The organism is Nostoc sphaeroides (genome assembly GCF_003443655.1).
GTDB classification, from domain to species: domain Bacteria; phylum Cyanobacteriota; class Cyanobacteriia; order Cyanobacteriales; family Nostocaceae; genus Nostoc; species Nostoc sphaeroides.
On record NZ_CP031941.1, the window covers coordinates 1,095,514 to 1,117,071 of the forward strand.

Here is a 21,558-nt window from a genome sequence, read left to right on the forward strand (position 1 = left end):
ACGGTTCCATCTGTGAACTCTATTACCGTATTTTTTACGGTAAATAAATGTAAAAATTTTACCAAAAAAAGTAAAGATGACCATTTCCCAGGCAGCTGGAAACGTCTGCACAGTTTCTGCTTTGAATACAAAGCAACCCCAAACAACTAATTCGGTGGAGAGTGAAGTAATCTACTTACCCAATACTGATTGTACGATCAAGCCCCAGGCTTCTTTGTCAGCATTCACTTCCTATCGAGTTGGGGGAGCAGCTGATTTATACGTTGCCCCCCGAAACTTAGAAGCACTGCAAGCAAGTCTTAAATACGCAAAAGAACGTAATTTAAAGGTGACAACACTGGGAGCCGGTTCTAACTTGCTGGTGAGCGATCGCGGTATATCAGGTTTAGTCATTGCTACTCGTCATCTCCGCTTCAGCAACTTTGACCCCAAAACCGGTCAATTAACCGTTGCTGCTGGAGAATCAATTCCCAGTTTGGCATTGGCAGCAGCAGAATTAGGCTGGCAAGGATTGGAGTGGGCTGTTGGTATCCCTGGAACAGCCGGAGGTGCTGTAGTGATGAATGCAGGGGCACATAATAGCTGTATCGCAGATATGTTAGTTAGTGCCCAGGTACTTTCACCCGATGGCACGTTGGAAACTCTTAGCCCCGATCAGTTAGGTTATAGCTACCGAACTTCATTATTGCAAGGTGGCGATCGCATAGTCACCCAAGCCACATTACAACTCGCGCCAGGTGCAGACCCAGCAACAGTTGTGGCAATCACCAGAGAACACAAAAAGCATCGGTTAAGCACCCAACCATACAACTTCCCCAGCTGTGGGAGTGTGTTCCGCAATCCCAAACCTTACAGTGCTGGCTGGTTAATTGAACAAACTGGTTTGAAAGGCTACCAAATTGGTGGAGCGCAAGTAGCACAACTCCATGCTAATTTTATCGTTAACCGTGGTGGAGCCAAAGCTAGTGATATCTTCTGTCTCATTCGCCACATCCAACATCAAGTACAAGAACGTTGGTCTATTAATTTAGAGCCAGAAGTCAAAATGCTCGGAGAGTTTCAAGGTGCTTGTGGATAAAGAATGGGGAATGGGGAATAGGGAATGGGGAATGGCGAAGAAGAATTATAGCAGTTTTCATCTATTTGAACCACATCTGTTGTAAGGGTAAAGCACATTGCTAAACCCCTACCGCGTGGTCTATTTACCTGAAAATAGCTATAACAACCAATGCCCAATCCCCAATCCCCAATGCCCCATTCTATGACGCATTAATTATTGGTAAAAAAAGAGGCAAATTACTTACCGCATCTATAATTGAATTTGATTTGTTATTCAACGCATACGCGTAAAACTAATTATGACAGGTAAAGGACAAGGATTCGGCTTTGGCTTAGGAAAAATGAAAGAATTGGCTGACGCTTTTAAGAAAGCGCAGCAAGTTCAAGAAGGCGCAAAGCGACTCCAAGAAGAATTGGAGCAAATGGAGATTCTAGGAGAATCTGGCGGTGGTCTGGTCAAGGTGATTGTCAGTGGGAACCAAGAACCCAAGCGAGTAGAAATTTCTCCAGATGCTCTAGGAGAAGGTGCAGAAGTACTTTCTGATCTGGTGACAGTGGCAATGAAAGAAGCCTACAACAAATCCACAGCAACAATGCGGGAACGTATGGAAGAATTGACCAGTGGACTAGAACTTCCTGGATTTTAGTCATTAGTCATTAGTCATTGGTCATTTGACAAAGGACAAATGACTATTGACAAAAAACAAAATATATGTATGGCTTACAAGTTGCTATTTGTCTGCTTAGGTAATATCTGCCGATCGCCATCGGCAGAAAACATTATGAATCATTTAATTGAGCAGGCTGGCTTGAGCGAACAGATACTCTGTGACTCTGCTGGTACATCTAGTTATCACGTTGGTAGCCCACCTGACAGGCGCATGAGTGCTGCGGCTGCTACAAAGTTGGGAATTAAACTACGTGGTCAAGCACGCCAGTTTCAAAAGTCAGACTTTCAAGACTTTGATTTGATTTTAGCGATGGATCAAGAAAATTATGAGAACATCCTCACTCTTGATCAAACTAAGCAGTATCAGCATAAAGTGCGTTTGATGTGCGAGTTTTGCTCTCGACACACCCTGAAGGAAGTTCCAGATCCCTATTATGGTGGTCAAGAGGGATTTAATCGGGTTATTGATTTACTGATCGATGCTTGTGAAGGTCTGCTGGCAAAAGTTAGGAGTTAGGAGTTAGGAGTTAGGAGTTAGGAGTTAGGAGTTAGGAGTTAGGAGTTAGGAGTTAGGAGTTAGGAGTTAGGAGTTAGGAGTTAGGAGTTAGGAGTTAGGAGTTAGGAGTTAGGAGTTAGGAGTTAGGAGTTAGGAGTTAGGAGTTAGGAGTGAAAAATTAAAAGTTTTAATTCCTCACTCCTCACTTTTAACTCCTAACTTTTTTCATTCCACTAGACCATGCTTTATTGCAAAACGCACTAATTCTGCTCGGTTGCTGGTTGAGGTTTTTCTCAATAAACTGCTAACGTACTTTTCCACTGTGCGAGGACTCAGGTGTAACTGATGACCCATATCAGCATTAGAAAAACCATGAGTCAATAACTCTAGGACTTCCTGTTCTCTATGAGTTAGGGATGAGTGCAAGTGGGATTTCTGAATTTGAGTAGACAAAGAATTATGGGCATCCACCGCTTTTGTCGAGGCGGAAATGCCCAAACTCTCTTTATGAGAAAATCGATACTCCGATTGAATAATTTGCGATCGCTCCAAAAGATTGCGGATTGCTGCTGCTAACTCTTCCAGTTCAAAAGGCTTGGGTAAGAATAAGTCGCACCCTGACTGGTAGCCCAAAATTCTTTCCTGGGTCTTAGTTCGCGCTGTTAATAAAATTACAGGTAATAACCGAAACACTGGTTGTTGACGCACCCGGCGCACTAGTTCGTAGCCATTCATCTGTGGCATCACGATATCTGTGACAATCAAATCTGGATGATGCTCATCCACCATAACCAAAGCCTCTTGACCGTCATTAGCCGTAATCACCGAGTAGCCAGACAGTTCAAGATAGTCACTAACAGACAGGCGAGTGCCCAAATCATCATCCACTACAAGGATCGTCAAGGGCATGGACAATACACCCCTAGCATTTTTTTTACTCAGAAATTTGCTTTTACGCGCTTCATCAGTGAACACAGACAATAATAGTGTTCTTATGTTTCATACTATGACAGGATTACCACCTAATGATTGCCTTTAGGGATGATTTATAAAGAAAATCTTAAATCCTTAAAAAGGGTTAAAGAAGTGTAACTCACCTTTGACTAGCTCTCTTTGGGAGGCATAGAGAGCTTTGTAGTTTGTAACAACTCATCAATAAAGCACAGTAAATACTAGCATAGTGTAAATTAATATTAACTTAATAAATAATTTACTAAAAGCTAAGTACGGATCAATATCTTTTATTTTTTGCCCTTTGTAATTAATTTTTAGCTAATCACTAATGATTATTGGCATCATCCAATTCTTTGTGAAACTACACAAAATGAAACTTTCTAAGACCTGGGGCTTAAGCCTCAAGTCTTAGCAAGCTCACAGGTAATCGGTATCATATAACTTAAAGTTGCCATAAGACTCTTAATTGTGAACTAATAAAAGCTAAATTAGTGATATACAGTTCAGAATTTATAGCGGTTCTAAGATACAGCCTATAATTAACAAACCAATCCAAATAATTTGTTAGGTACATTTTAAGCACACCAAATTATCAATGAGCGACAAGAGCGACAAGAGCGACAGTTACAAAGTTATTAGCGACAACCGCCAAGCCCGTTATTTGTATGAAATTCTAGAAACTTACGAAGCTGGAATTGAGTTGACAGGAACTGAGGTTAAGTCGATTCGTGCGGGTAAAGTCAATCTCCAAGATGGCTATGCTTTGCTTCGTAATGGTGAAGCATGGTTGATCAATGTGCATATCTCGCCTTATAACGCTAGTGGACAATATTTTAATCATGAACCACGGCGTACACGCAAGCTGCTGTTGCATCGAAAAGAACTTCGCAAGCTAATTGGCACAGTAGAACAGCAGGGTTTAACTTTAATCCCTTTGAAAATGTATCTCAAACGTGGCTGGGTAAAAGTGAGTATAGCCCTTGGCAAAGGTAAAAAGCTCCACGATAAGCGAGAAGACCTGAAACGACGCCAAGACCAGCGTGACATTCAACGGGCAATGAAAAATTATTGAGCCTCAGTGTCGTATGGCGGGAGTCAAAGGTCACGCATTCAAAAGGCTTAATAGGGCAGACTTTTTGGGGATTTGGAATGAGTAGTTTATTTACGCCTTACTGTACTAGGTTGTAAAGACGCGAAATTTCGCGTCTTTACAGGGTTTTGATAACAAACTAATCAATCAGAACTTATGAAACAGACTACTAGAGTGAGAAGTGAATTGCTGTAAAAAGTATGTTGTATGTCCACGGCGTGAGTTGTGAAAATTCCTAGTTTATAGCCACAGATTGATTTTCTTAAGGTTGGGAATCGATAAAGTGGTGAGTAACTTCGGATGGCATAAGGAATTGTCACAACTTATGAAAAGTAATTTCATTACAGCTGTTGGTGCTGGCGTTCTCACCTTGAGTATGGCAGTTTTACCCTTAACTCTATCCGCACAAGCTCAGACGACAACTGACCCAGGAGGCGGTACTTCTTCGGGAACGTCAACTTCAGGAACGACCACTTACAATAACGATCGCAACGATCGCAACGGTTTTGATTGGGGTTGGCTAGGATTACTTGGTCTAGCTGGTTTGGCTGGTTTGGGTGGTAAAAAGAGTGGGAACGAACCCACCGCATACCGCGACCCTAATGCTCCAGGGGCCACTACCTACAGAGACTAGACAATAGAAAATTCATTAAGTTGTCAGTTGTTCAGTAGAAAAACAACTGACAACTTAATCATATTAATTTACTGTTGGTTCTAAGTTAGATGAATTTGTCTGATTTTGAGCTAAAGGTGTCCAGTAACTGGCAATTAAGGCAACTATGAGCCACCAGAGGGTATTAACTTCAGGACGATACCAAACAGTATCTACGGTTCCATGAGCTAGCATCCCCAACAAAATAGCGATCGCTCCAATTAACCAAAATCCCTCTACATTTCTCAATCGTCGCAATCGTCGCATCTGTAGAAATGCCGTATTGAAGGTGACGATTATTAGCCAGAGAAAGCAGGCTAAACCAACAAAGCCAGTTTCTACAGCCACTTCTAACAAAATAGAATAAGCACTCAAAGCAGTGTAACGAGGGCGTTGGTAGAGAGGATAAACTTGATTAAAAGAGTTGTGTCCAGGGCCAATGCCGAAAATCGGGCGATCGCGAATCATCTCGAAAACAGCATCCCAGACATTCCGGCGAAAATTATTACTGCTATCTTTGCGATCAGCAAAAATGCTCAAGACCCGGATCTGCACAGGCTCTATAAATATCACTGCTAGTATCAATACCCCGATCAAACCTCCTAAGACAATCGGTATTGACCAAGTGCGCCAAAAACGAGGCATTTCTACGCTTTTCCAATAAACTAGCAATGTCATCACAGCCAAAACTGCTACCACTAGTCCAATCCACCCGCCACGACTAAAGGTGAGGATTAGGCAGGCAGTATTGACAATTAACATTGTTAATGCTAAAGCTTTTTTGATCCAGCTTTGCCATGCAAAAATTGCCACTAAGCTAAAAATTACTGCTGGTAAGAGGTATCCAGCCAATAAGTTGGGATTGCCTAAATAACTGTAGACTCTGGTAGTCTTAGACAGGGGAGATTCTGGATCAACCCAAGTTGCTAGTGCTGTGGCTCCAAAAAACCATTGCCGCAATCCATATACACTGACAATTAACGATACGTGCAGGTAAAGGATGATAATCCAAGATCGGAGGCGAGGCGACCTCAGTATCCTGGCACAAAGGGCAAATAGCAGCAAATACAACGTTAACGTTCCCAAGTCGTTAAGTGCCGCCTTTTTCACTGGTGACAATGCCGTTGCGACTGCGGCAACCCCCCAGTAGAGCAATACCAGCAGGTGAATGGGAGTGACTGAAGAGACATTTGCTGGTGTTACTTGATCAGATAAAGTCAACAACAGCCAAAACGCTACACAAGCCACCAGCAACAAGCCCACCAATGTACTCGAAGCAAAAGGTGCTAGCGCATATACTAAACTGAGTAAAGCAGTTGCGATCGCATCTCCCCACCCAATCAACACGCTGGTTTGCCGCCAAGAACTTAACAATCCCACCAAAAAACGATGTACGTAACTGGTAGCAAGGTATTCTTTAAGCGGTAAAGATGATAAAGTAAATCGTTGCCAGACTAAATTCATAAAAAACATTGCGATCAATTAGCCTGCCGACGCAGAACTTGGAATTGATCATAATGCCTATGGCTATAAAAAGGTAATAACGAAAATTGCACCTCCCATGATGGCGCTCTTATTCATAGCACAATACGGCGCAAAAGACCGGAATACAATTAATTATGCGTGACTTCCGCCTTGCGGTAGTAGCCATTAGCTACTACGTTTAATCAAAGACCACTTGAGCCGATACTAAGTTAAGATAACCGTTCATCTACTTAGCACACACCAAATAGATGAAATATACCTCTTTTCTAATCCCTAATACCCAATCCTGATATGATTAGACATCGCTAATTGCTTGTGAACTAGTCGCTACTTGCAGTGGCAAAGAAAGCACATAACGATATCCTGATTCTGGTGAACCTTGAATCAAAATTTGTCCGCTATGTAATTCTGCCAGTTGACAACTGAGCAACAGACCCAAGCTTTCACGAGAAATATTTCCATGTGATTTAGCTAAATTTATACCTGAACTAGCAGCAAAGAAATTTGAGTGATTCGCACTCAAGTTTTTTGAATTATCCACTGCTACTGATGAAATATCTCCTTGCTCCTGGCTTTGTGCATGAGTATTGTAAGTTGCTACCTCACCTGTCAACTCCAACAGCGACAAAGAATTGAGACGGAAATAAGGATCAACTTCAGTGATACCGTCCCCTAGCCAAGGATGGGAAACCCAAATAGTAATGTTGAGCATATCCTCCTTGTAAGAAACATGAATGCGAACAATGCTACCTGTAGCCGAAAGTTGAATCACGCTGAAAACCAGGTGATAGAGCATTTGCCGCACCTTGTCTTTATCTAAAGGCCAAATGCGATTGCGTCCCGGTTCTATAGAGAGGCGGATATCTTGTTCGCGGCGATTAGCCGCTTCTTCAAGAGTATTTATAGCTTGTTGACACAGCATTTCGATATCCACAGGAGCTATATTTAGGACAGTTGAATTTTGATCCATAGCTCCTAATTCGGTAATTTCGTTTACTAAGGAAAGTAAGTACCGACCACTGTGTTGGATAATTTCTAAATATTCTCTCTGCTTAGTCGTCAAAGGGCCATAAATCTCACGTCCTAAAACACTAGCCATACCGAGTACAGATGTTAAAGGCGTGCGTAACTCCTGAGTTAGCTGATCCAAAAGTTCCAGTTTCAGTTCCTTGGTAGAAATAGAGCCGCTTTCTGTAGTGGCTGAGGTGATTTTAATCTCAGTATTACGTTCGTCATTGAGTGAAAATATCGGAGCGATCGCGGGAGTGCTTGATTCGAGTCTCCGTTGCAGGAGTCGGTTACGTTCAAATTCACTCATGCTCCAACGAGCTATGATTTGTAAAAACTCAATGTCTCGGTTTGTAAAATTGCGCGGCACTAAATCCATCACCGCCAATGCACCCAAACAATGTCCCTCAGCATCAATCAGTGGCGCTCCTAAGTAAGCACGAATACCATAATCCAGCACTAACTTGCTGCTAGCAAGTAGTGGGTCTGTAAGGTTATGCGTATCACTAATTACAAATACTTGAAGACTCTCTACTACTTGAGTGCAAAAGGATTCCCGGCGTGACAATTGGCGGCTTTGTGCCAAATGATTCATTAGCCCCAGCCTAGATAAGCCCACCGCCGACTTGAACCAGTGGCGTTCTTGATCTACAAACCCCAATATGGAAATTGGTGCTTCCAAAAAGTGGGCAGCAGTTTGTGTGGCTTCTTCAAAAACTGGAATCGTTTCTGGTTGCCGCAAACCTAAATCGGACAAAGCTTTGAGGCGTTGTTGTTCTCTTGATTCATGAGAGTCCCAACCATCCTTTAGGGCAAATAATTTATTTTCAGGCTCTACCATTGCCACTACTACCTTAATAATTTCTCGATACTGTAATTGATATAATCCCTATTTCTAGGTTATCAATTGCTATTTTAAGCATTCCCTAATTTTGCCTCTGACAAACAAATTTGGGGCAAAAATTTTTTATCCCCATATTTAAGTCGGCCACGCGGTATCTACAAGTTACTAGTTAGTGATGCTGAATCTTCTTAATTTAGTGCTGGTGTAGCCTTTATTGCTGGGGATTTTAAAGCTAGACTGCGTTAGATTTGGATTCAGCCAGGGTAAGCTAATGCTAAGGATACAATACAAAGGGGCTGTCATTCTTTATGTACAGAAGGAAAAATTCTTGCTGGAATATTCAAAGTAAATTTACTTATAATAAGTACAACAATGTAATTTTTATAGCTGTTATTACTTATAACAGGTAGGATTAATGGCTAACAATCCTAGATAGTTTATATAAGTCTCGATCCAATAGATTAAACCTATTACAATTTCATGCTGAAAATTGTGCAGGCTTTTCTATTTTTTCCACCTGAGGAGATATTTTTTTGAGGACGATTGGTAATGAATAAAATAACCATTAGAGTACCTTTTGTAGACCTGAAGTTACAACACGAACCAATTCAAAGGCAATTGCAAGAAGCAATCCAATCTGTATTGGAACAGGGAGATTTTATTTTAGGGCAAGCAGTTTCAGATTTTGAAGTAGCATTTGCGGCAGCGTCTGGGGCAGCTTATGGAGTTGGTGTTGCATCAGGAACAGATGCGATCGCTCTCGGATTGCAAGCGTGTAATATTGGGGCTGGTGATGAAGTGATTTTACCAGCAAACACTTTTATCGCAACCTTGATTGGAGTTATCCGGGCTGGCGCGAAGCCGATTCTGGTAGATTGCGATCGCCAAACAGCTTTAATTGACTTAAAAGAAGCAGCAAAGACAATTACGCCTCATACCAAAGCAATTATCCCTGTGCATCTCTATGGTCAAATGGTATCACCAAGTGAACTATTGAACTTTGCCGATACCTACAAACTACTAATTTTTGAAGATGCGGCACAAGCACACCTCGCCCAAAGAGATGGATATCACGCTGGTTCCGTAGGCATAGCAGCAGCTTTTAGTTTCTATCCCAGCAAAAATTTGGGAGCATTTGGCGATGGAGGAATGCTGCTAACACGAGATTCAGATGTAGCCCAGAAGATGATACGCTTGCGAAATTATGGTGCATCGCAAAAGTATTTTCATACTGAAGCAGGTACAAATAGCCGCTTGGATACTTTACAAGCAGCAGTCTTACACCAAAAATTACCATATTTACCACAATGGAATAGCGATCGCTTGACTATTGCCCAGCAGTATGATAAAGAATTAGCACCTTTGGCAACTGCTGGGATTATCCCTATGGAAAACCAAAGTGATATAGGGCATGTGTATCATCTTTATGTGATTAGAGTTGATGATTCTTGCCCCATAGAACGCCAGCAACTCCAGGAAAAACTCACAGCAGTAGGAATTCAAACTGGCATTCACTACCCAATTCCTTGTCATCTCCAACCGGCATTCACCAACTTAGGCTATCAGCCTGGAGATTTTCCGCAAGCAGAAAAACTGTCAAAAGAAATATTATCATTACCGATGTATCCTGGTTTGAGCAGTAGCCAAGTCAAAGAAGTTGTAGCTGCGATCGCTCATGCAGTCTCAACTTCTAAAACAGAAGCAAAAGAGGGAGTAGGGAGTAGGGAGTGGGGAGTAGGGTAATAAGGGAATGAGGAATACTTCTAGGACTAGCCCTTTCAAGGTGGTGAGATTTAGAACGAGAATTGGTTGTTTCAACCTTCAAAAAGCCCTAAAGAGCTTATTCCATAATACTTTTGACTTTTGACTTTTGACTTTTGACTTCCGCCTTGCGGTACTAGTCCTAACTTCTACTTAATACAAAGCAACTGAATTTATTCATGGGCTTCCCCATTCCCCATTCCCCATTCCCCATTCCCCATTCCCCACTCCCCACTCCCCACTCCCCATTCCCCATTCCCCACTCCCCACTCCCCACTCCCCATTCCCCATTCCCCATTCCCCACTCCCCACTCCCCACTCCCCACTCCCCACTCCCCATTTCCTTGAACACTGAGAGTTTTTGAATTATTGAAAATTATGGCACTCTCGCAACAGATTAAAAACAGAAACGCCTCAGAATTATTAAATTTAGCTATTTTAGGCGTTTTGCTGCTGCTTTATGCTCCTATATTGCTACATTGGTTGGATGGTTGGCTGAACAAAAATATCAGTACAGAACACGAATATTTCAGCCACGGGATTATTGGTTTACCATTTGCGGCTTATCTGGGCTGGATGAACCGGAAAAAGTGGAAACGTTTACCAAATAGCATCCATCCTTTGGGCCCTGTTTTGTTGTTATTGGGGGCAGTCTTTTATCTTAGCGGTGTTACAGAGTGGGTTAACCTTTCCTTGCCCGTTATACTGGTAGGATTATGCTTGTGGTTTAAGGGAATAGCAGGTTTGCGATCGCAAGGATTCCCCCTACTACTAGTATTTTTAGCAACCCCAACCGCAGTACCCTATCTCATTGCTCCTTATACCTTGCCTCTTCAAAGCTTTATCGCTGGCACAGCAGGCTTTATACTGAATCAATTTGGTATGGACGTAACCGTAGATGAAATCAATCTCTACGTGGGAGGACGGATTGTAGAAGTTGCCCCCTATTGTGCAGGGCTGAAAATGTTGTTTACTACTCTCTACGTCGGCTTGATGCTGCTTTATTGGACAGACGCTTTGTCTTCACGCCGCACAGTTATAGGGTTTTTATCTCTTGCTGTGATCATTAGTATTTGTGCCAATATCATTCGTAATACTTTACTGACTTTCTTCCACGGCACAGGTCAAGAAGCAGCTTTTAAATGGCTACATGACGGTTGGGGTGGTGATCTCTATTCAGCTTGTATGCTGGTGTCATTAGTGCCCTTACTGAATTGGATTAATAGCTATTTTTCAGTATCAGAAACTCAGCAAGAAGGGGAAAGTCATTAGTCATTAGTCATTGGTCATTAGTCATTCTTTCTCCCCCTGCTTCCCCTGACAATTCAGGTTATGTGGAAAAGTCCACCAAAAACCTAACCCCCTAACCCCCAACACGTCGCAGGAAGGGGGAAAATTCAAAGTCTCTCTCCTTTTAGGAGAGAGATTTAGAGAGAGGTTTTCCAGATTACTGAACTCATGGTGTGATTTTATGAAGTAAAATTTTGCCTAAGTATCATAAATTTTACTGATGATTTCCTTCTCCAAGTTTTTTAAGGAAAACCAATTGAGTCAGGTGGCAGCACTTTTGTTATTGCTACTGTTGTTGGCAATCGCAGGGATTCCTGGATACCTGACAGGACACTGGCAATGGAAACAGCCGCCACCTGTTACCACCCTCAAGGAGTTAAAACAAATCCGCAAAGCTGGGTTAACCCTTCCTGGTTGGCAAACTATTGAACAAGCAGAACAGCAAATTGGCGAACATAAATGGTCTTTGCAGGTAGTTAAAAAAGAAGGTTCCGAATCCCAGGCAATCTTGCTATTGCTGCCGCAAAATGGGCCTATGGATCAACCAGAAGTAGAGTGGACAGACGTTAACGGCTGGGGAAGGTCACGCTGGGGAAAGTGGGATATAGCTCAATCTCGTTCTGCTGAATTTACTGTGAAACCGCCTGCAAAGTTAGCTTCAAATGTCGTAACTAAAGTAGAAGCTAGGTTCTTTCGCGCCGTCACACCACAGCAAACCTTCGCTGTCTTGCAATGGTACGCTATGCCAGACGGCGGAAATCCATCACCTTTCCACTGGTTCTTCGCGGATCAATTGGCCCAGTGGCGTAAACAACGCACTCCTTGGGTGGGTGTGAGCATTTTGATTCCAATGGAACCTTTGGGGCAGGTAGAAACATCTTGGCCTTTAGCACAGTCTATTGGAGAAACAGTGCAAGCTAAATTGATGGCAGACTCTTTGTAGAGTCTGCTATAGATGCATTTGTGCAGAGATTCTTCAGTTGGATCTCTACAATCACCTTTAGGTTAAAAATATGAATTTATCAATTATAATTGGCAAAATTTTTCTATTTTTTGTTGGTAAAATACTTGCAGAGAAAAGATACATTTAGGACATTTTTACAGTAAAATTACCACTCGGCGCGACTAATTTTTCTCTCAGTTTTTCTGCACCGATGTTCATCGATACAAATTCTTATATGCGTGCATTTAGCGCCCTGTGTTTTGTCAGTCTTCAAGTAGGAGTTTTCTTAACAACACCTATCCAACTTGTTGTTGCCCAGCCTTTTCCATCCCAAGGACAATCTCCAAGACAGCCCCCCTCGCCTGTGCCAGGTACTGAGGTTATACCTCCAGGTGCAAATGACGAAATTTCCCCCCAACTCAGCCGCTATCTCTTGGGGCCAGGAGATGCAATTGGTGTTGTGCTTCAGCGTCCTCCTGGGCCGTACCGCTTAGGAATAGGAGATGGAATTAGCGTTTCGGTTCAGCGCTTTCCAGATTTGAGCTTTCAAGCTTTAATCAACCCAGAAGGTAACATTGTAGTGCCGCTACTGGGAAAAGTTTCTTTACAAGGTTTGACTTTGGAAGAAGCTCAAGAAAAAATCCGCTTGGGTTTAAATCGTTATGTGGTTGATCCAGTAATTGTTTTAGCCTTAGCAACGCAGCGTCAAGACTTAAGTTTTCAAGCTGTAATTAGTCCAGAAGGTAACATCGTAGTGCCACAAGTGGGAACGGTAGCATTACAAGGTTTAACTTTGGAAGAAGCTCAAGAAAAAATTCGCTTGGGTTTAAGTAGCATTTTACCCGATCCAATTGTAGTAGTATCCTTGGCAGGGACGCGACCAGTTCAAGTTACTATTAGTGGGGAAATATTTAAACCAGGAATTTATCCAATTAATTCAACAACACCCCGTGTTGCTGATGCCTTGCTAATATCCGGTGGTTCAACTTTGAATGCAGACCTGCGACAAGTGCAAGTACGCCGAAAGTTAATTGATGGTTCTGTGATTTCACAAACTATTGATTTATATGCAGCACTGCAAAATGGCGGTTCAATCCCTAATTTACGCTTACAAGACGGAGATGCAATCCTCGTCCCCCGTCGCGAAGTTGGTAATAATGACGATTATGACCGCAATTTGGTAGCACGTTCATCCTTAGCTACACCACAGATTAAAATCCGCGTTTTAAACTACGCTGCGGGAGGTCTTTCCATTCAAGCACTACCTAACGGAAGTACATTTGTAGATGCTTTGGGAGGAGTAAATCTCGACACTGCTAATCTCCGAGATATCGCTCTGGTTCGCTTTGATCCTGAACGAGGTCAAGCTGTTACCCAGAAACTTGATGCTAAAAAAGCTCTAGGAGGGGATGCATCTCAAAATGTGGCGCTTCAAGATAATGATGTTCTTGTTGTTGGTCGGAACCTCATCGGTAGAATTACTAATTTCTTGACTACCATTACCCAACCCTTCTTCAATGTCCAGTCCTTTCTCCGATTTTTTGACAACTTCGGTGGCGGCTCAAATTAGTAACTCTCACCTCTTCACCGATTGTTAGCGAATGTGAAAGAGGGGAAAATGAGAGTGACAAACATAAAGCTGATAACTGATAACTGATAACTAATAACTAATTCTATCTGCCCCTGCCATGACTCCACCAATTGTTAAACGCTATCTTATTGCTTTTGAAAAATATAAGTGGATTGGACTAGCTAGTTTTGGTTTAGTTGTAGTGGGGTCAACGGTGGTGGCTATGCAGCCAGAGCCACCTATTAGCTACATAGCATCTGCCGCACTTACCTATGCTGGCCCACCAGTTTCTTTCTCTACAACTGGTACTCAAATCCAACAGCAAGGAAAGGAACTAAATGAGGATGTTTTATTATCAAACCAAATAATTGCGACAGTGGCAGAGAAAGTAAATATCAAACCTAAACAACTCGGTTCAAGTATTGTCCTTTCTTTACCTAAAAAAAATCCCAGGACTGGAGATTTAGAAACGAGTATCTTTGAACTGAAATATGTAGATAGTGACCCCAAACGAGCCATAGAGGTCTTGACGGCATTGATGCAATCAATGATTAAGTTGAGCAGTGACATCAATACTGGGCGATTACAAGCAATTATTGAAAAGATTAACGAGCGTTTACCACAAGCTAAACGGGAATTGCAAATTGCCGAAAAGAAGCTGGAACAGTACGATCGCATAGAGCGAACGGCAATATTAGCGGCGGAGAATGGCAGCTTGTTAAGCGCTATTACTGCCAGCCAAAATCTCCAACGGCAAATTCAATTAACTATTTCTGGGGTTGATGGTCAAGTTAAGAGTTTACAAAATAAGTTAGGCTTAACAGTCGGACAGGCTTATATTTCTTCTGCTTTGAGTGCCGATCCAATTATTGGGAACTTGCGATCGCAAATTTATCAAAGTGAGTCGCAAATCGCCGTACTCAGAAAAGATTTACGGCCGGAACACCCAACGATGGTTCAATTGCTGCGTCAGAAACAAGCTGCTGAGGAATTACTGCAACAACGGGCTGCGGAAGTATTAGGTGGTGATGGAACGGCGGCTCCGCTTCAGGGTAGCGTTACCGGGATTCGCGCCCAAAGTAGCTTAGATCCAGCCCGCCAGCAGTTGGCAAACCAAATGGTGTCTTTGCAAACCCAACGGGAGACGCTGCAACAACAACTAGCTCAAGAAATCCAACAAGAAGCGCAACTCCGGCGAGAATATTCTTTAATACCCAATAAGCAATTAGAGCGATCGCGTTTAGAGCAAGAGGTTGGACTTAAAAAAGCCATCTATGACCAAATGCAGGCGAAGCTAACCGATGCCAAAACCGCAGAGGCAGAAACTACCAGCAGCCTCAGCATTGCCAGACGCCCCACAGCAACTGCGGACATCAAACCTTCTAAGAGTGTACCTATTACCCTTGCGGTGGGTGGTTTCTTAGGTGTGTTGATTGGTGGCGGGGTGATATTTTTGTTGGGAGCGCTGGAAGGTACTTTCAAAACCAGGGAGGATATCCGCGAGAGCCTCAAGCAACGGGAAGTGGCACTGTTGGGAGAATTGCCTTTAATGCCAGTTGATGATTTGCCGCAAGAAGCAGTGCCGGTGGTACTTTCTGCGGATTCTCCTTATTTAGAATTTTATGAGAAATTCCGTAGTAATCTGCGCCGAGTTGGTGGTAAAGCTTTAAAGGTGGTATTGATTACTAGCACCAGTAGTCTAGAGGGTAAAACCGCAAGTGCTTATAACTTGGGTATAGCTTCAGCCCGTGCTGGTAAAAGAACCTTGATTATCGAAACTGATTTGCGATCGCCTTCTCGTTGTGCATCCCTGAATGTAATTCCTGACCCCGACGCCACTATTGAACCCCTGCGTTATTACGCTAACTTAAGTGAATGTATTCGTTTAGTTCCTCATGTAGAAAATTTATACATCATACCCAGCCCTGGCCCTGTGCGGCAATCAGCTGCTATTCTTGAATCTAGCGAAATGCGGCGGTTGATGGAGGATGTCCGCGAACGGTTTGATTTAGTGATTTTAGATACTAGTCCTCTGAGCATATCCAATGACCCTTTGTTAATCCAACCCTACAGCGATGGTATAGTACTTGTGGCGCGACCACACTATACACAAGAGAACATGTTAGGTGAAGCGATCGATCAACTAGTTGAATCGGAACTGGGGTTATTGGGAGCAATTATCAATGGCGCTGATATCATTGTTTCTCTACCTGAACAAATCGTAGAATCATCAACATTTACATCTAAGGCAGAAGAATCAGAAGAACTTTCAGCAGGTGCCAGCAAAAACTAATAGGTTCCCAAATAGGGGAAATTTCAACGCAGAGGATCGCATTAGCGTTAGCGCAGCGTCTCGTATCTCGTAGAGAAGCGGTAGGACGTTAGGAGCGTCAGCCTCTTGTACAGAAGCGTCTCGCAGAGGATACGCAAAGGATTTATACAGCAGATTGCGCTCTAATCGAATACACGTAGAGACGTAGCAGTGCTACGTCTTTACAAGGTTTTGGGTTTTATATATGTACTTCATTTACGTAAAATCTGCTGTAAGTAGCAATTGTTTCGTTAATGATTTCGGAAATTTTGTACTTAGTCCTGCCGAAACAATCCAAATATGGGAGCGAGAATTATCCCAAAAGCAAAACCACCGATGTGCGCCCAGTAGGCAACTCCACCAGTTTCCACGCTCATATTAGCGGCTGTTTGCAGGGTAGCAAGACCGGATATCACATTTTGCACAATGAAAAGTCCAATTATTACTAGTGCTGGAACTCTGATTGTGGTGATGAAAAACCCTAAAAATATTAAGGTCATAACTTTAGCTTGGGGAAAACGGATAATGTAGGCACCTAAAACCCCAGAAATTGCACCACTTGCTCCCAAGGAAGGAATTTCCGAATTCATGCCAATAAACCATTGACACAAGGCAGCTAATGCACCACACGTTAAATAAAAAATCAAATATTTGACATGACCTAATCGATCTTCTATATTGTTGCCAAAAATCCAGAGAAACACCATATTGGAGATTAAGTGCCACCAACCACCGTGTAAAAATTGCGACGTAAATAATGTTATCCACTCTCCACTCAAATTGGTGGTTAACTCTTGAGGTATTACTGCATATTGACTTAAAAACTGATTCAATTGTGCATTTGGCAGGCTTACCTCGTGAAGAAAAACTAAAATATTCATGCCAATTAACCCGTAGGTGAAATACGGGGTGGCTCGCGTCGGATTTTCGTCGTAGAGGGGAAACACAAATGTTTTTCCTAATTTATTGACTAACTGCAATATAGCGTTGTAAGGCTAGCAGTTGCGAAGCTTAGGCAATTTCACCTATTTAATTAATTAGCCTGATTGAAAGCCCTGATGATACCTTGAAGAATTACTTAAGACTTACGCACACTCTACGAATTCTTCTCTACGAGTCGCTACGCGTTGGCGTCAACTCTTGGAGACGCTGCGCGATGGCGTCAACTCTTGGAGACGCGAAGCACGATAGCGAAGCGGTAGCGAGTCATCGAGCGTCTCGCGGTTCGATAAATTAAGCTTTTCGGCAATTTTTGCGTAAGTCCTGTTACTGATACCAAGATTCTTCCTGTGATTTATCGTTAAACAAACCCAAGAGTGGGCCGAGAATTGCCCCAAAGATAAACCCGCCTGCATGTGCCCAATAGGCAATACCGCCGCTTTCCATACCGATGTTGGTACGTGTTTGCAGACTAGCAAGCCCGTAGAAAGCTTGTTCGAGAAACCAAAATCCCAAAAAGAAATATGCCGGAACGCGGAAAGTCGGGAAGAAAAACCCTAAAGGGACTATGCCGAGAACTTCGGCGTTGGGAAAGCGGAGAATATACGCTCCTAAAACGCCTGCGATCGCACCACTTGCACCCAAGGAAGGAATGCTGGAATCTTGAGCGAAGAACCACTGAGTCAAGGATGCCAAAACTCCACAAGATAAATAAAACAGTAAATATTTGGCATGACCTAATTTATCTTCAACGTTGTTACCAAAAATCCAGAGAAACAACATATTACCTGCTAAGTGCAAGAAACCACCGTGTAAAAATTGTGAGGTAATCAAAGTTGCCCACTCTGGCACTGGTTGATGTAAAGAGATACCACCAAAGCTTAAAGTCAGTTCTCGTGGAACTACAGCCGCAAGGTGTAGAAACCCATTTAATGCTTGGGGGGGAAGACTTGCTTCATAAAGAAAAGCGAGAACATTAGCAGCAATCAGTCCATAAGTCACATAAGGCGTAATTTTTGTCGGATTATTATCTCTAATGGGAACCACGAGCGTTTTTTCCTGAATTTTAAGACAGCAATTCTACAATACGGAATTTTGTAAGTAGTTTCTTCTACCTCATGGATGGATCTCCCCTTTGGATTTGAGATTGAGTGCTGATTAACTTCGAGAAGAGATGGCGAGGCGATCGCTTCAAATTCTTTGCTCACCTAGTACCTCTGCACGGAATTAAAAATTAAAAATGCTCTATTGAATAGGATTAGGACTAGCCCTTTCAAGGTGGCCAACGAAGATACGTTGTTTCAGTGCTACCATCTTGAATCTTCCGCTCAGATTTTGGGCTTTTTAAAGGTTGAAATAACCAATTCTCGTTCTAAATCTCACCACCTTAAAAGGGCTAGGGATTAGGACTTACGCATTGACAAGAAATACTAAATATGAATTAAGGTTAAAAACCATATCTTTCGTAAGGGCACAGCAATGCTGTGCCCCTACAGCATGGTCTATTTACTAGGACTTACGCAAAAATTGCTAAAAAGCTTAATTTATCGAACTGCCAAGACGCCAAGAGCGCCGAGAATTCGTAGAGTGTGCGTAAGTCCTATTTACGTAGTTTACCGCCGTAGGCATCGCAGGATAATTAATAAAAGCCTGAAAACTTCCTATTTTAGGTAATGCACACCACGATGTATTTGTACAGTGCGTAAGGCATAAGGATTTTGAAGCATTTTTCATGATATCTTTATCTAGGACAGTGTACTTGCAAGATTCATAATCATTACAATACATTTTCAATATATAAAGCTGATTGCCAATAACCTAACTTGAGCCTAGCAAATGAAATTATGAATCCAGAATTATTCTTGGAACAGGAAGATGTTGTGCCATTAATTGAGTCGCTGAACAGATTTGCAATGAAGTTTAACAGTGCTGATCAACGCAGGTCTGTTATGCAGAACGCTAGTATCCATCAAGCTTTCCTGAACAACCTAAATTTCAATGACAGACCATTCATCTTTGCTCAAGAGTTAGTCTCAAAGTTTAAAACTTACCATGTCTCTAATCAAAGATTAGATTATCACCCCATGATAAAACTGCTCACGTACCTGTCTGAGATTTATGGGGAAGATGAAGTAGATGATGTGCTTTTATTTAAGAGGCTAGCTCAACAGGGTGAAAAAAATCTCAAGGCTTTGGCTGCTCGTAATAGTGTTGCAAGAATAGAGTCACCCAAAGGCACTCCTATTGGAACAGGTGTGTTGATCCATCAAACATGGGTACTCACCTGCAATCATATTTTTAGCAAAAGTCAGGTGACAAAAGCTTGGGCAAGGTTTAATTACGTTCAAGGAAGTCATGAATTAGACTCAGATATATTTGAACTAGATTTAACAACAAAAATACAGCATAATCCAGTTGAATCTCCTCAACTGGATTATGCAGTGGCTAAAGTTGTGGCTAAAGTTGTGGCTAAAGAAAAAATTGTACCAAAACAAAAAATTGCTAAAGTTAATAATAATATACTAAATCAAGATGAAAAGATTCGTTTGATTCATCATCCGCAAGGAAAATATGCAGTAATTTCAGATTGGGGTAGTATTCAACACGTGGATCAAGATTACATCAACCATGATGTTAGCACTGAGAATGGTTCATCTGGTGCGCCAATCTTCAATAGTGATTGGCAATTAGTGGCTATCCATCGAGGGAATTTAGGTATAGCTGCGGAGCGAGAGCAAAATTCAGGCACAACCTCTGGTGCCCCTCTCTTTGCCTTCTGGGAAAAGATTCAAAATCGACTAATCGACTAATTTAATATTATTTAGGAAGTGATTTATGAAGCGACAATTTTCAGAATGGTTCACACGAAACTCCCGAAAGTATCAAGCCCGCTTTCTAGAAGAATATCGCATTGATGTAGATTACGATTCCACACCAATCAACGCAGGGGAAGCTTATTGTCGCCTATGGCTAGTGGAGATGCGTTTAGCTAAAGACGTGGATTGGTTCAGGGAAAGATATCCAGTAGTTCATGCTGCTATTCGGTTCAATCATGGTGGTGAATCTAAGACAATACCCTATCTTGCTCAACCAGGACATCTAGAAGAACTGTCAACAGAAAATTTGAATAGAGTGATTCAATGTAACTATGCGCTGACACCTCTATTTCCTTTTAATGATGGTTTGGTGGAGTTACAAGCAGGTTTATTCAGTATTGTGAATAGTGATCCAATTGGCAAATTTATGAAAACAATGGGACGGTTTTCAAAATTATTATCAGTAGCGCCAAATATATCATCTGTAATGAAAATAATAGAACCTATATATAGAGGAATTGAAGACTTAATTGGTGCTGGAGAAAGTTGTTTAGAGCTAGGTTATCAACAAACATTTTCGGCTGCTGGCGGTGGAGGTAAAAATGACTTGAAAGCGGGTTATTTAGTCGCTATCTTAGCTGAGGAAAACCAAATTAATCCAGATACACTGTGTATTGTAGATGATAGTCTAAAAATGGTTAATTACAGGCTCAATGATACTGCATCTGGAAGATCCAAAGATTTCATCAGATATGCCCAACCACTGGAAGGCTACAGCTATATGCTATTCCGCATAGAAAAGCGTACATATCAAGATTGGGATTCGCTAACCCAAATTAATGAATTAGTCACCCGAGCGCAGGAGGCTGTATTTAAAGGTGAATATGACAATGTAAAAGTTATCCTATTACCTGCAATTAAAACAGCAATTTATTCTAGCCAAGATGTGACAAAAGTTGATCGTCAAAACATGGTGCTAAAAATTCAAGCTCAGCTGAGTGAGATTGGTTTGCAAGGCGCAACTACACAAAAACGATCGCTCTTTTCAATTATGCAGCGTCCTTTACCATTTGTAGATGCTCAGACAGAGGCAGAGTTGGCAGCTTTAGAACAGTTATTTACATAATAGAGTATGTGCAAAATTACTATCAGCTTTAACTAGCATAGTCTCAAGACGAGTATATGATTGTAAATGATGGAAAGAACTGTACTCATTTGGATAATATTTTAAATTCTGGAAAGTGTGCTCGTTTGGAGAATATTTTAACCAATATTCCCGATCTTCAAACTTATAATTCTACTTCCCGACGACATCTATTGGTCAACTCTGGTTTGGAGGAATGCTGTAGTTCGATAGATTTCAATCTAGGATTATCTGAGTTTGTTTCTAATATTTGTAGCAAATTTAGAATGATTATAAGAATCGGCTCTGAAGAAAAACCAGCATTAATTCGCTTATTAGACCATGTGATAATTAAGTTTAATTTTGTTGCCAACTCACAAGATGACCAATTTATTAAAGAACAAATAATTGACGAATGGAAAGAAAGGATTAATAGCGATTTGAATAAAGTAAGACAGGATGTAAATGCATCTATTTCAGTTCACCCACCCATTAGAATTGACAGAAATAGAATTATAGAATTATCGAATATGACTTAGAAGCTATT

At 41.8% G+C, this 21,558-nt stretch carries 19 protein-coding genes; 13 read left to right on the forward strand and 6 right to left on the reverse strand.

Features of this window, described 5'->3' with window-relative positions:
• Nucleotides 1–76: 76 nt before the first annotated feature.
• The 3 genes from murB (at nt 77) to D1367_RS05145 (ending at nt 2,246) form a co-directional block, all read left to right on the forward strand.
• The gene (murB, locus tag D1367_RS05135) at nt 77–1,078 is read left to right on the forward strand and encodes a UDP-N-acetylmuramate dehydrogenase (protein ID WP_118163989.1); all 1,002 of its coding nucleotides are present in this window, start codon (nt 77–79) and stop codon (nt 1,076–1,078) included.
• 280 nt (nt 1,079–1,358) lie between these two features.
• Nucleotides 1,359–1,706: a YbaB/EbfC family nucleoid-associated protein gene (locus D1367_RS05140; RefSeq protein WP_100900466.1), complete on the forward strand. Its 348-nt coding sequence runs from the start codon at nt 1,359–1,361 to the stop codon at nt 1,704–1,706.
• 69 nt (nt 1,707–1,775) lie between these two features.
• Nucleotides 1,776–2,246: a low molecular weight protein-tyrosine-phosphatase gene (locus D1367_RS05145; RefSeq protein WP_118163993.1), complete on the forward strand. Its 471-nt coding sequence runs from the start codon at nt 1,776–1,778 to the stop codon at nt 2,244–2,246.
• Nucleotides 2,247–2,450: 204 nt separating this feature from the next.
• Here the strand turns inward: D1367_RS05145 and D1367_RS05150 are convergent, their stop codons facing one another.
• The gene (locus tag D1367_RS05150; RefSeq protein ID WP_118163998.1) at nt 2,451–3,134 is read right to left on the reverse strand and encodes a response regulator transcription factor; all 684 of its coding nucleotides are present in this window, start codon (nt 3,132–3,134) and stop codon (nt 2,451–2,453) included.
• Between the two features lie 640 nt (nt 3,135–3,774).
• Between D1367_RS05150 and smpB the strand changes: the two genes are divergently transcribed.
• Both smpB and D1367_RS05160 read left to right on the forward strand, forming a co-directional pair.
• Nucleotides 3,775–4,251 carry an SsrA-binding protein SmpB gene (gene smpB / locus D1367_RS05155; RefSeq protein WP_118164003.1) on the forward strand — a complete coding sequence of 159 codons (477 nt, stop codon included), beginning with the start codon at nt 3,775–3,777 and terminating at the stop codon, nt 4,249–4,251.
• A gap of 343 nt (nt 4,252–4,594) precedes the next feature.
• Complete coding sequence (locus D1367_RS05160; protein ID WP_118164006.1) at nt 4,595–4,903, forward strand: WGxxGxxG family protein; 309 nt, start codon at nt 4,595–4,597, stop codon at nt 4,901–4,903.
• A gap of 63 nt (nt 4,904–4,966) precedes the next feature.
• On the opposite strand, the gene D1367_RS05165 is transcribed toward D1367_RS05160, so the two are convergent.
• Nucleotides 4,967–6,385: an IctB family putative bicarbonate transporter gene (locus D1367_RS05165; protein ID WP_118171129.1), complete on the reverse strand. Its 1,419-nt coding sequence runs from the start codon at nt 6,383–6,385 to the stop codon at nt 4,967–4,969.
• A 316-nt stretch (nt 6,386–6,701) separates the two neighbouring features.
• Nucleotides 6,702–8,255 carry a sensor histidine kinase gene (locus D1367_RS05170; protein WP_118164009.1) on the reverse strand — a complete coding sequence of 518 codons (1,554 nt, stop codon included), beginning with the start codon at nt 8,253–8,255 and terminating at the stop codon, nt 6,702–6,704.
• 552 nt (nt 8,256–8,807) lie between these two features.
• Between D1367_RS05170 and D1367_RS05175 the strand changes: the two genes are divergently transcribed.
• On the forward strand, nt 8,808–10,001 hold the full coding sequence (locus D1367_RS05175) for a DegT/DnrJ/EryC1/StrS family aminotransferase (protein WP_118164014.1): 1,194 nt from the start codon (nt 8,808–8,810) through the stop codon (nt 9,999–10,001).
• 191 nt (nt 10,002–10,192) lie between these two features.
• On the opposite strand, the gene D1367_RS30485 is transcribed toward D1367_RS05175, so the two are convergent.
• On the reverse strand, nt 10,193–10,345 hold the full coding sequence (locus tag D1367_RS30485) for a hypothetical protein (RefSeq protein WP_181985233.1): 153 nt from the start codon (nt 10,343–10,345) through the stop codon (nt 10,193–10,195).
• 52 nt (nt 10,346–10,397) lie between these two features.
• Between D1367_RS30485 and crtB the strand changes: the two genes are divergently transcribed.
• The 4 genes from crtB (at nt 10,398) to D1367_RS05195 (ending at nt 16,115) form a co-directional block, all read left to right on the forward strand.
• On the forward strand, nt 10,398–11,291 hold the full coding sequence (gene crtB, locus D1367_RS05180) for a cyanoexosortase B (protein ID WP_118164019.1): 894 nt from the start codon (nt 10,398–10,400) through the stop codon (nt 11,289–11,291).
• 238 nt (nt 11,292–11,529) lie between these two features.
• Nucleotides 11,530–12,252 carry a cyanoexosortase B system-associated protein gene (locus D1367_RS05185; RefSeq protein ID WP_118164022.1) on the forward strand — a complete coding sequence of 241 codons (723 nt, stop codon included), beginning with the start codon at nt 11,530–11,532 and terminating at the stop codon, nt 12,250–12,252.
• Nucleotides 12,253–12,463: 211 nt separating this feature from the next.
• Nucleotides 12,464–13,822, forward strand: coding sequence for a polysaccharide biosynthesis/export family protein (locus tag D1367_RS05190; protein WP_118164025.1), 1,359 nt, complete (start codon nt 12,464–12,466; stop codon nt 13,820–13,822).
• A 118-nt stretch (nt 13,823–13,940) separates the two neighbouring features.
• Complete coding sequence (locus D1367_RS05195; protein ID WP_118164029.1) at nt 13,941–16,115, forward strand: GumC family protein; 2,175 nt, start codon at nt 13,941–13,943, stop codon at nt 16,113–16,115.
• A 293-nt stretch (nt 16,116–16,408) separates the two neighbouring features.
• Here the strand turns inward: D1367_RS05195 and D1367_RS05200 are convergent, their stop codons facing one another.
• Together D1367_RS05200 and D1367_RS05205 are read right to left on the reverse strand one after the other, a co-directional pair.
• Nucleotides 16,409–17,080 carry a rhomboid family intramembrane serine protease gene (locus D1367_RS05200; RefSeq protein ID WP_118164033.1) on the reverse strand — a complete coding sequence of 224 codons (672 nt, stop codon included), beginning with the start codon at nt 17,078–17,080 and terminating at the stop codon, nt 16,409–16,411.
• Nucleotides 17,081–17,399: 319 nt separating this feature from the next.
• Entirely contained in the window at nt 17,400–18,119 is a 720-nt protein-coding gene (locus D1367_RS05205; protein WP_118164038.1) for a rhomboid family intramembrane serine protease, read from the reverse strand.
• Nucleotides 18,120–18,916: 797 nt separating this feature from the next.
• Here D1367_RS05205 and D1367_RS05210 point away from each other — a divergent pair.
• From D1367_RS05210 to D1367_RS05220, 3 genes are read left to right on the forward strand one after another with little or no spacing between them, the layout of a single operon-like run.
• Nucleotides 18,917–19,882, forward strand: a complete 966-nt coding sequence (locus D1367_RS05210) for a trypsin-like peptidase domain-containing protein (protein ID WP_118164041.1) — start codon at nt 18,917–18,919, stop codon at nt 19,880–19,882.
• Nucleotides 19,883–19,907: 25 nt separating this feature from the next.
• The gene (locus tag D1367_RS05215) at nt 19,908–21,014 is read left to right on the forward strand and encodes a hypothetical protein (protein ID WP_118164044.1); all 1,107 of its coding nucleotides are present in this window, start codon (nt 19,908–19,910) and stop codon (nt 21,012–21,014) included.
• Nucleotides 21,015–21,070: 56 nt separating this feature from the next.
• A complete protein-coding gene (locus D1367_RS05220; protein WP_118164048.1) occupies nt 21,071–21,550 on the forward strand; it encodes a hypothetical protein in 480 nt (159 codons plus the stop codon).
• Nucleotides 21,551–21,558 lie beyond the last annotated feature (8 nt).

What these genes read in the sequence shown, in the direction of transcription:
- murB (WP_118163989.1), top strand. Translation starts at nt 77, where the DNA reads ATGACCATTTCCCAGGCAGCTGGAAACGTCTGCACAGTTTCTGCTTTG.
- D1367_RS05140 (WP_100900466.1), top strand. Translation starts at nt 1,359, where the DNA reads ATGACAGGTAAAGGACAAGGATTCGGCTTTGGCTTAGGAAAAATGAAA.
- D1367_RS05145 (WP_118163993.1), top strand. Translation starts at nt 1,776, where the DNA reads ATGGCTTACAAGTTGCTATTTGTCTGCTTAGGTAATATCTGCCGATCG.
- D1367_RS05150 (WP_118163998.1), bottom strand. Translation starts at nt 3,134, where the DNA reads ATGCCCTTGACGATCCTTGTAGTGGATGATGATTTGGGCACTCGCCTG.
- smpB (WP_118164003.1), top strand. Translation starts at nt 3,775, where the DNA reads ATGAGCGACAAGAGCGACAAGAGCGACAGTTACAAAGTTATTAGCGAC.
- D1367_RS05160 (WP_118164006.1), top strand. Translation starts at nt 4,595, where the DNA reads ATGAAAAGTAATTTCATTACAGCTGTTGGTGCTGGCGTTCTCACCTTG.
- D1367_RS05165 (WP_118171129.1), bottom strand. Translation starts at nt 6,385, where the DNA reads ATGAATTTAGTCTGGCAACGATTTACTTTATCATCTTTACCGCTTAAA.
- D1367_RS05170 (WP_118164009.1), bottom strand. Translation starts at nt 8,255, where the DNA reads ATGGTAGAGCCTGAAAATAAATTATTTGCCCTAAAGGATGGTTGGGAC.
- D1367_RS05175 (WP_118164014.1), top strand. Translation starts at nt 8,808, where the DNA reads ATGAATAAAATAACCATTAGAGTACCTTTTGTAGACCTGAAGTTACAA.
- crtB (WP_118164019.1), top strand. Translation starts at nt 10,398, where the DNA reads ATGGCACTCTCGCAACAGATTAAAAACAGAAACGCCTCAGAATTATTA.
- D1367_RS05185 (WP_118164022.1), top strand. Translation starts at nt 11,530, where the DNA reads ATGATTTCCTTCTCCAAGTTTTTTAAGGAAAACCAATTGAGTCAGGTG.
- D1367_RS05190 (WP_118164025.1), top strand. Translation starts at nt 12,464, where the DNA reads ATGTTCATCGATACAAATTCTTATATGCGTGCATTTAGCGCCCTGTGT.
- D1367_RS05195 (WP_118164029.1), top strand. Translation starts at nt 13,941, where the DNA reads ATGACTCCACCAATTGTTAAACGCTATCTTATTGCTTTTGAAAAATAT.
- D1367_RS05210 (WP_118164041.1), top strand. Translation starts at nt 18,917, where the DNA reads ATGAATCCAGAATTATTCTTGGAACAGGAAGATGTTGTGCCATTAATT.
- D1367_RS05215 (WP_118164044.1), top strand. Translation starts at nt 19,908, where the DNA reads ATGAAGCGACAATTTTCAGAATGGTTCACACGAAACTCCCGAAAGTAT.
- D1367_RS05220 (WP_118164048.1), top strand. Translation starts at nt 21,071, where the DNA reads ATGATTGTAAATGATGGAAAGAACTGTACTCATTTGGATAATATTTTA.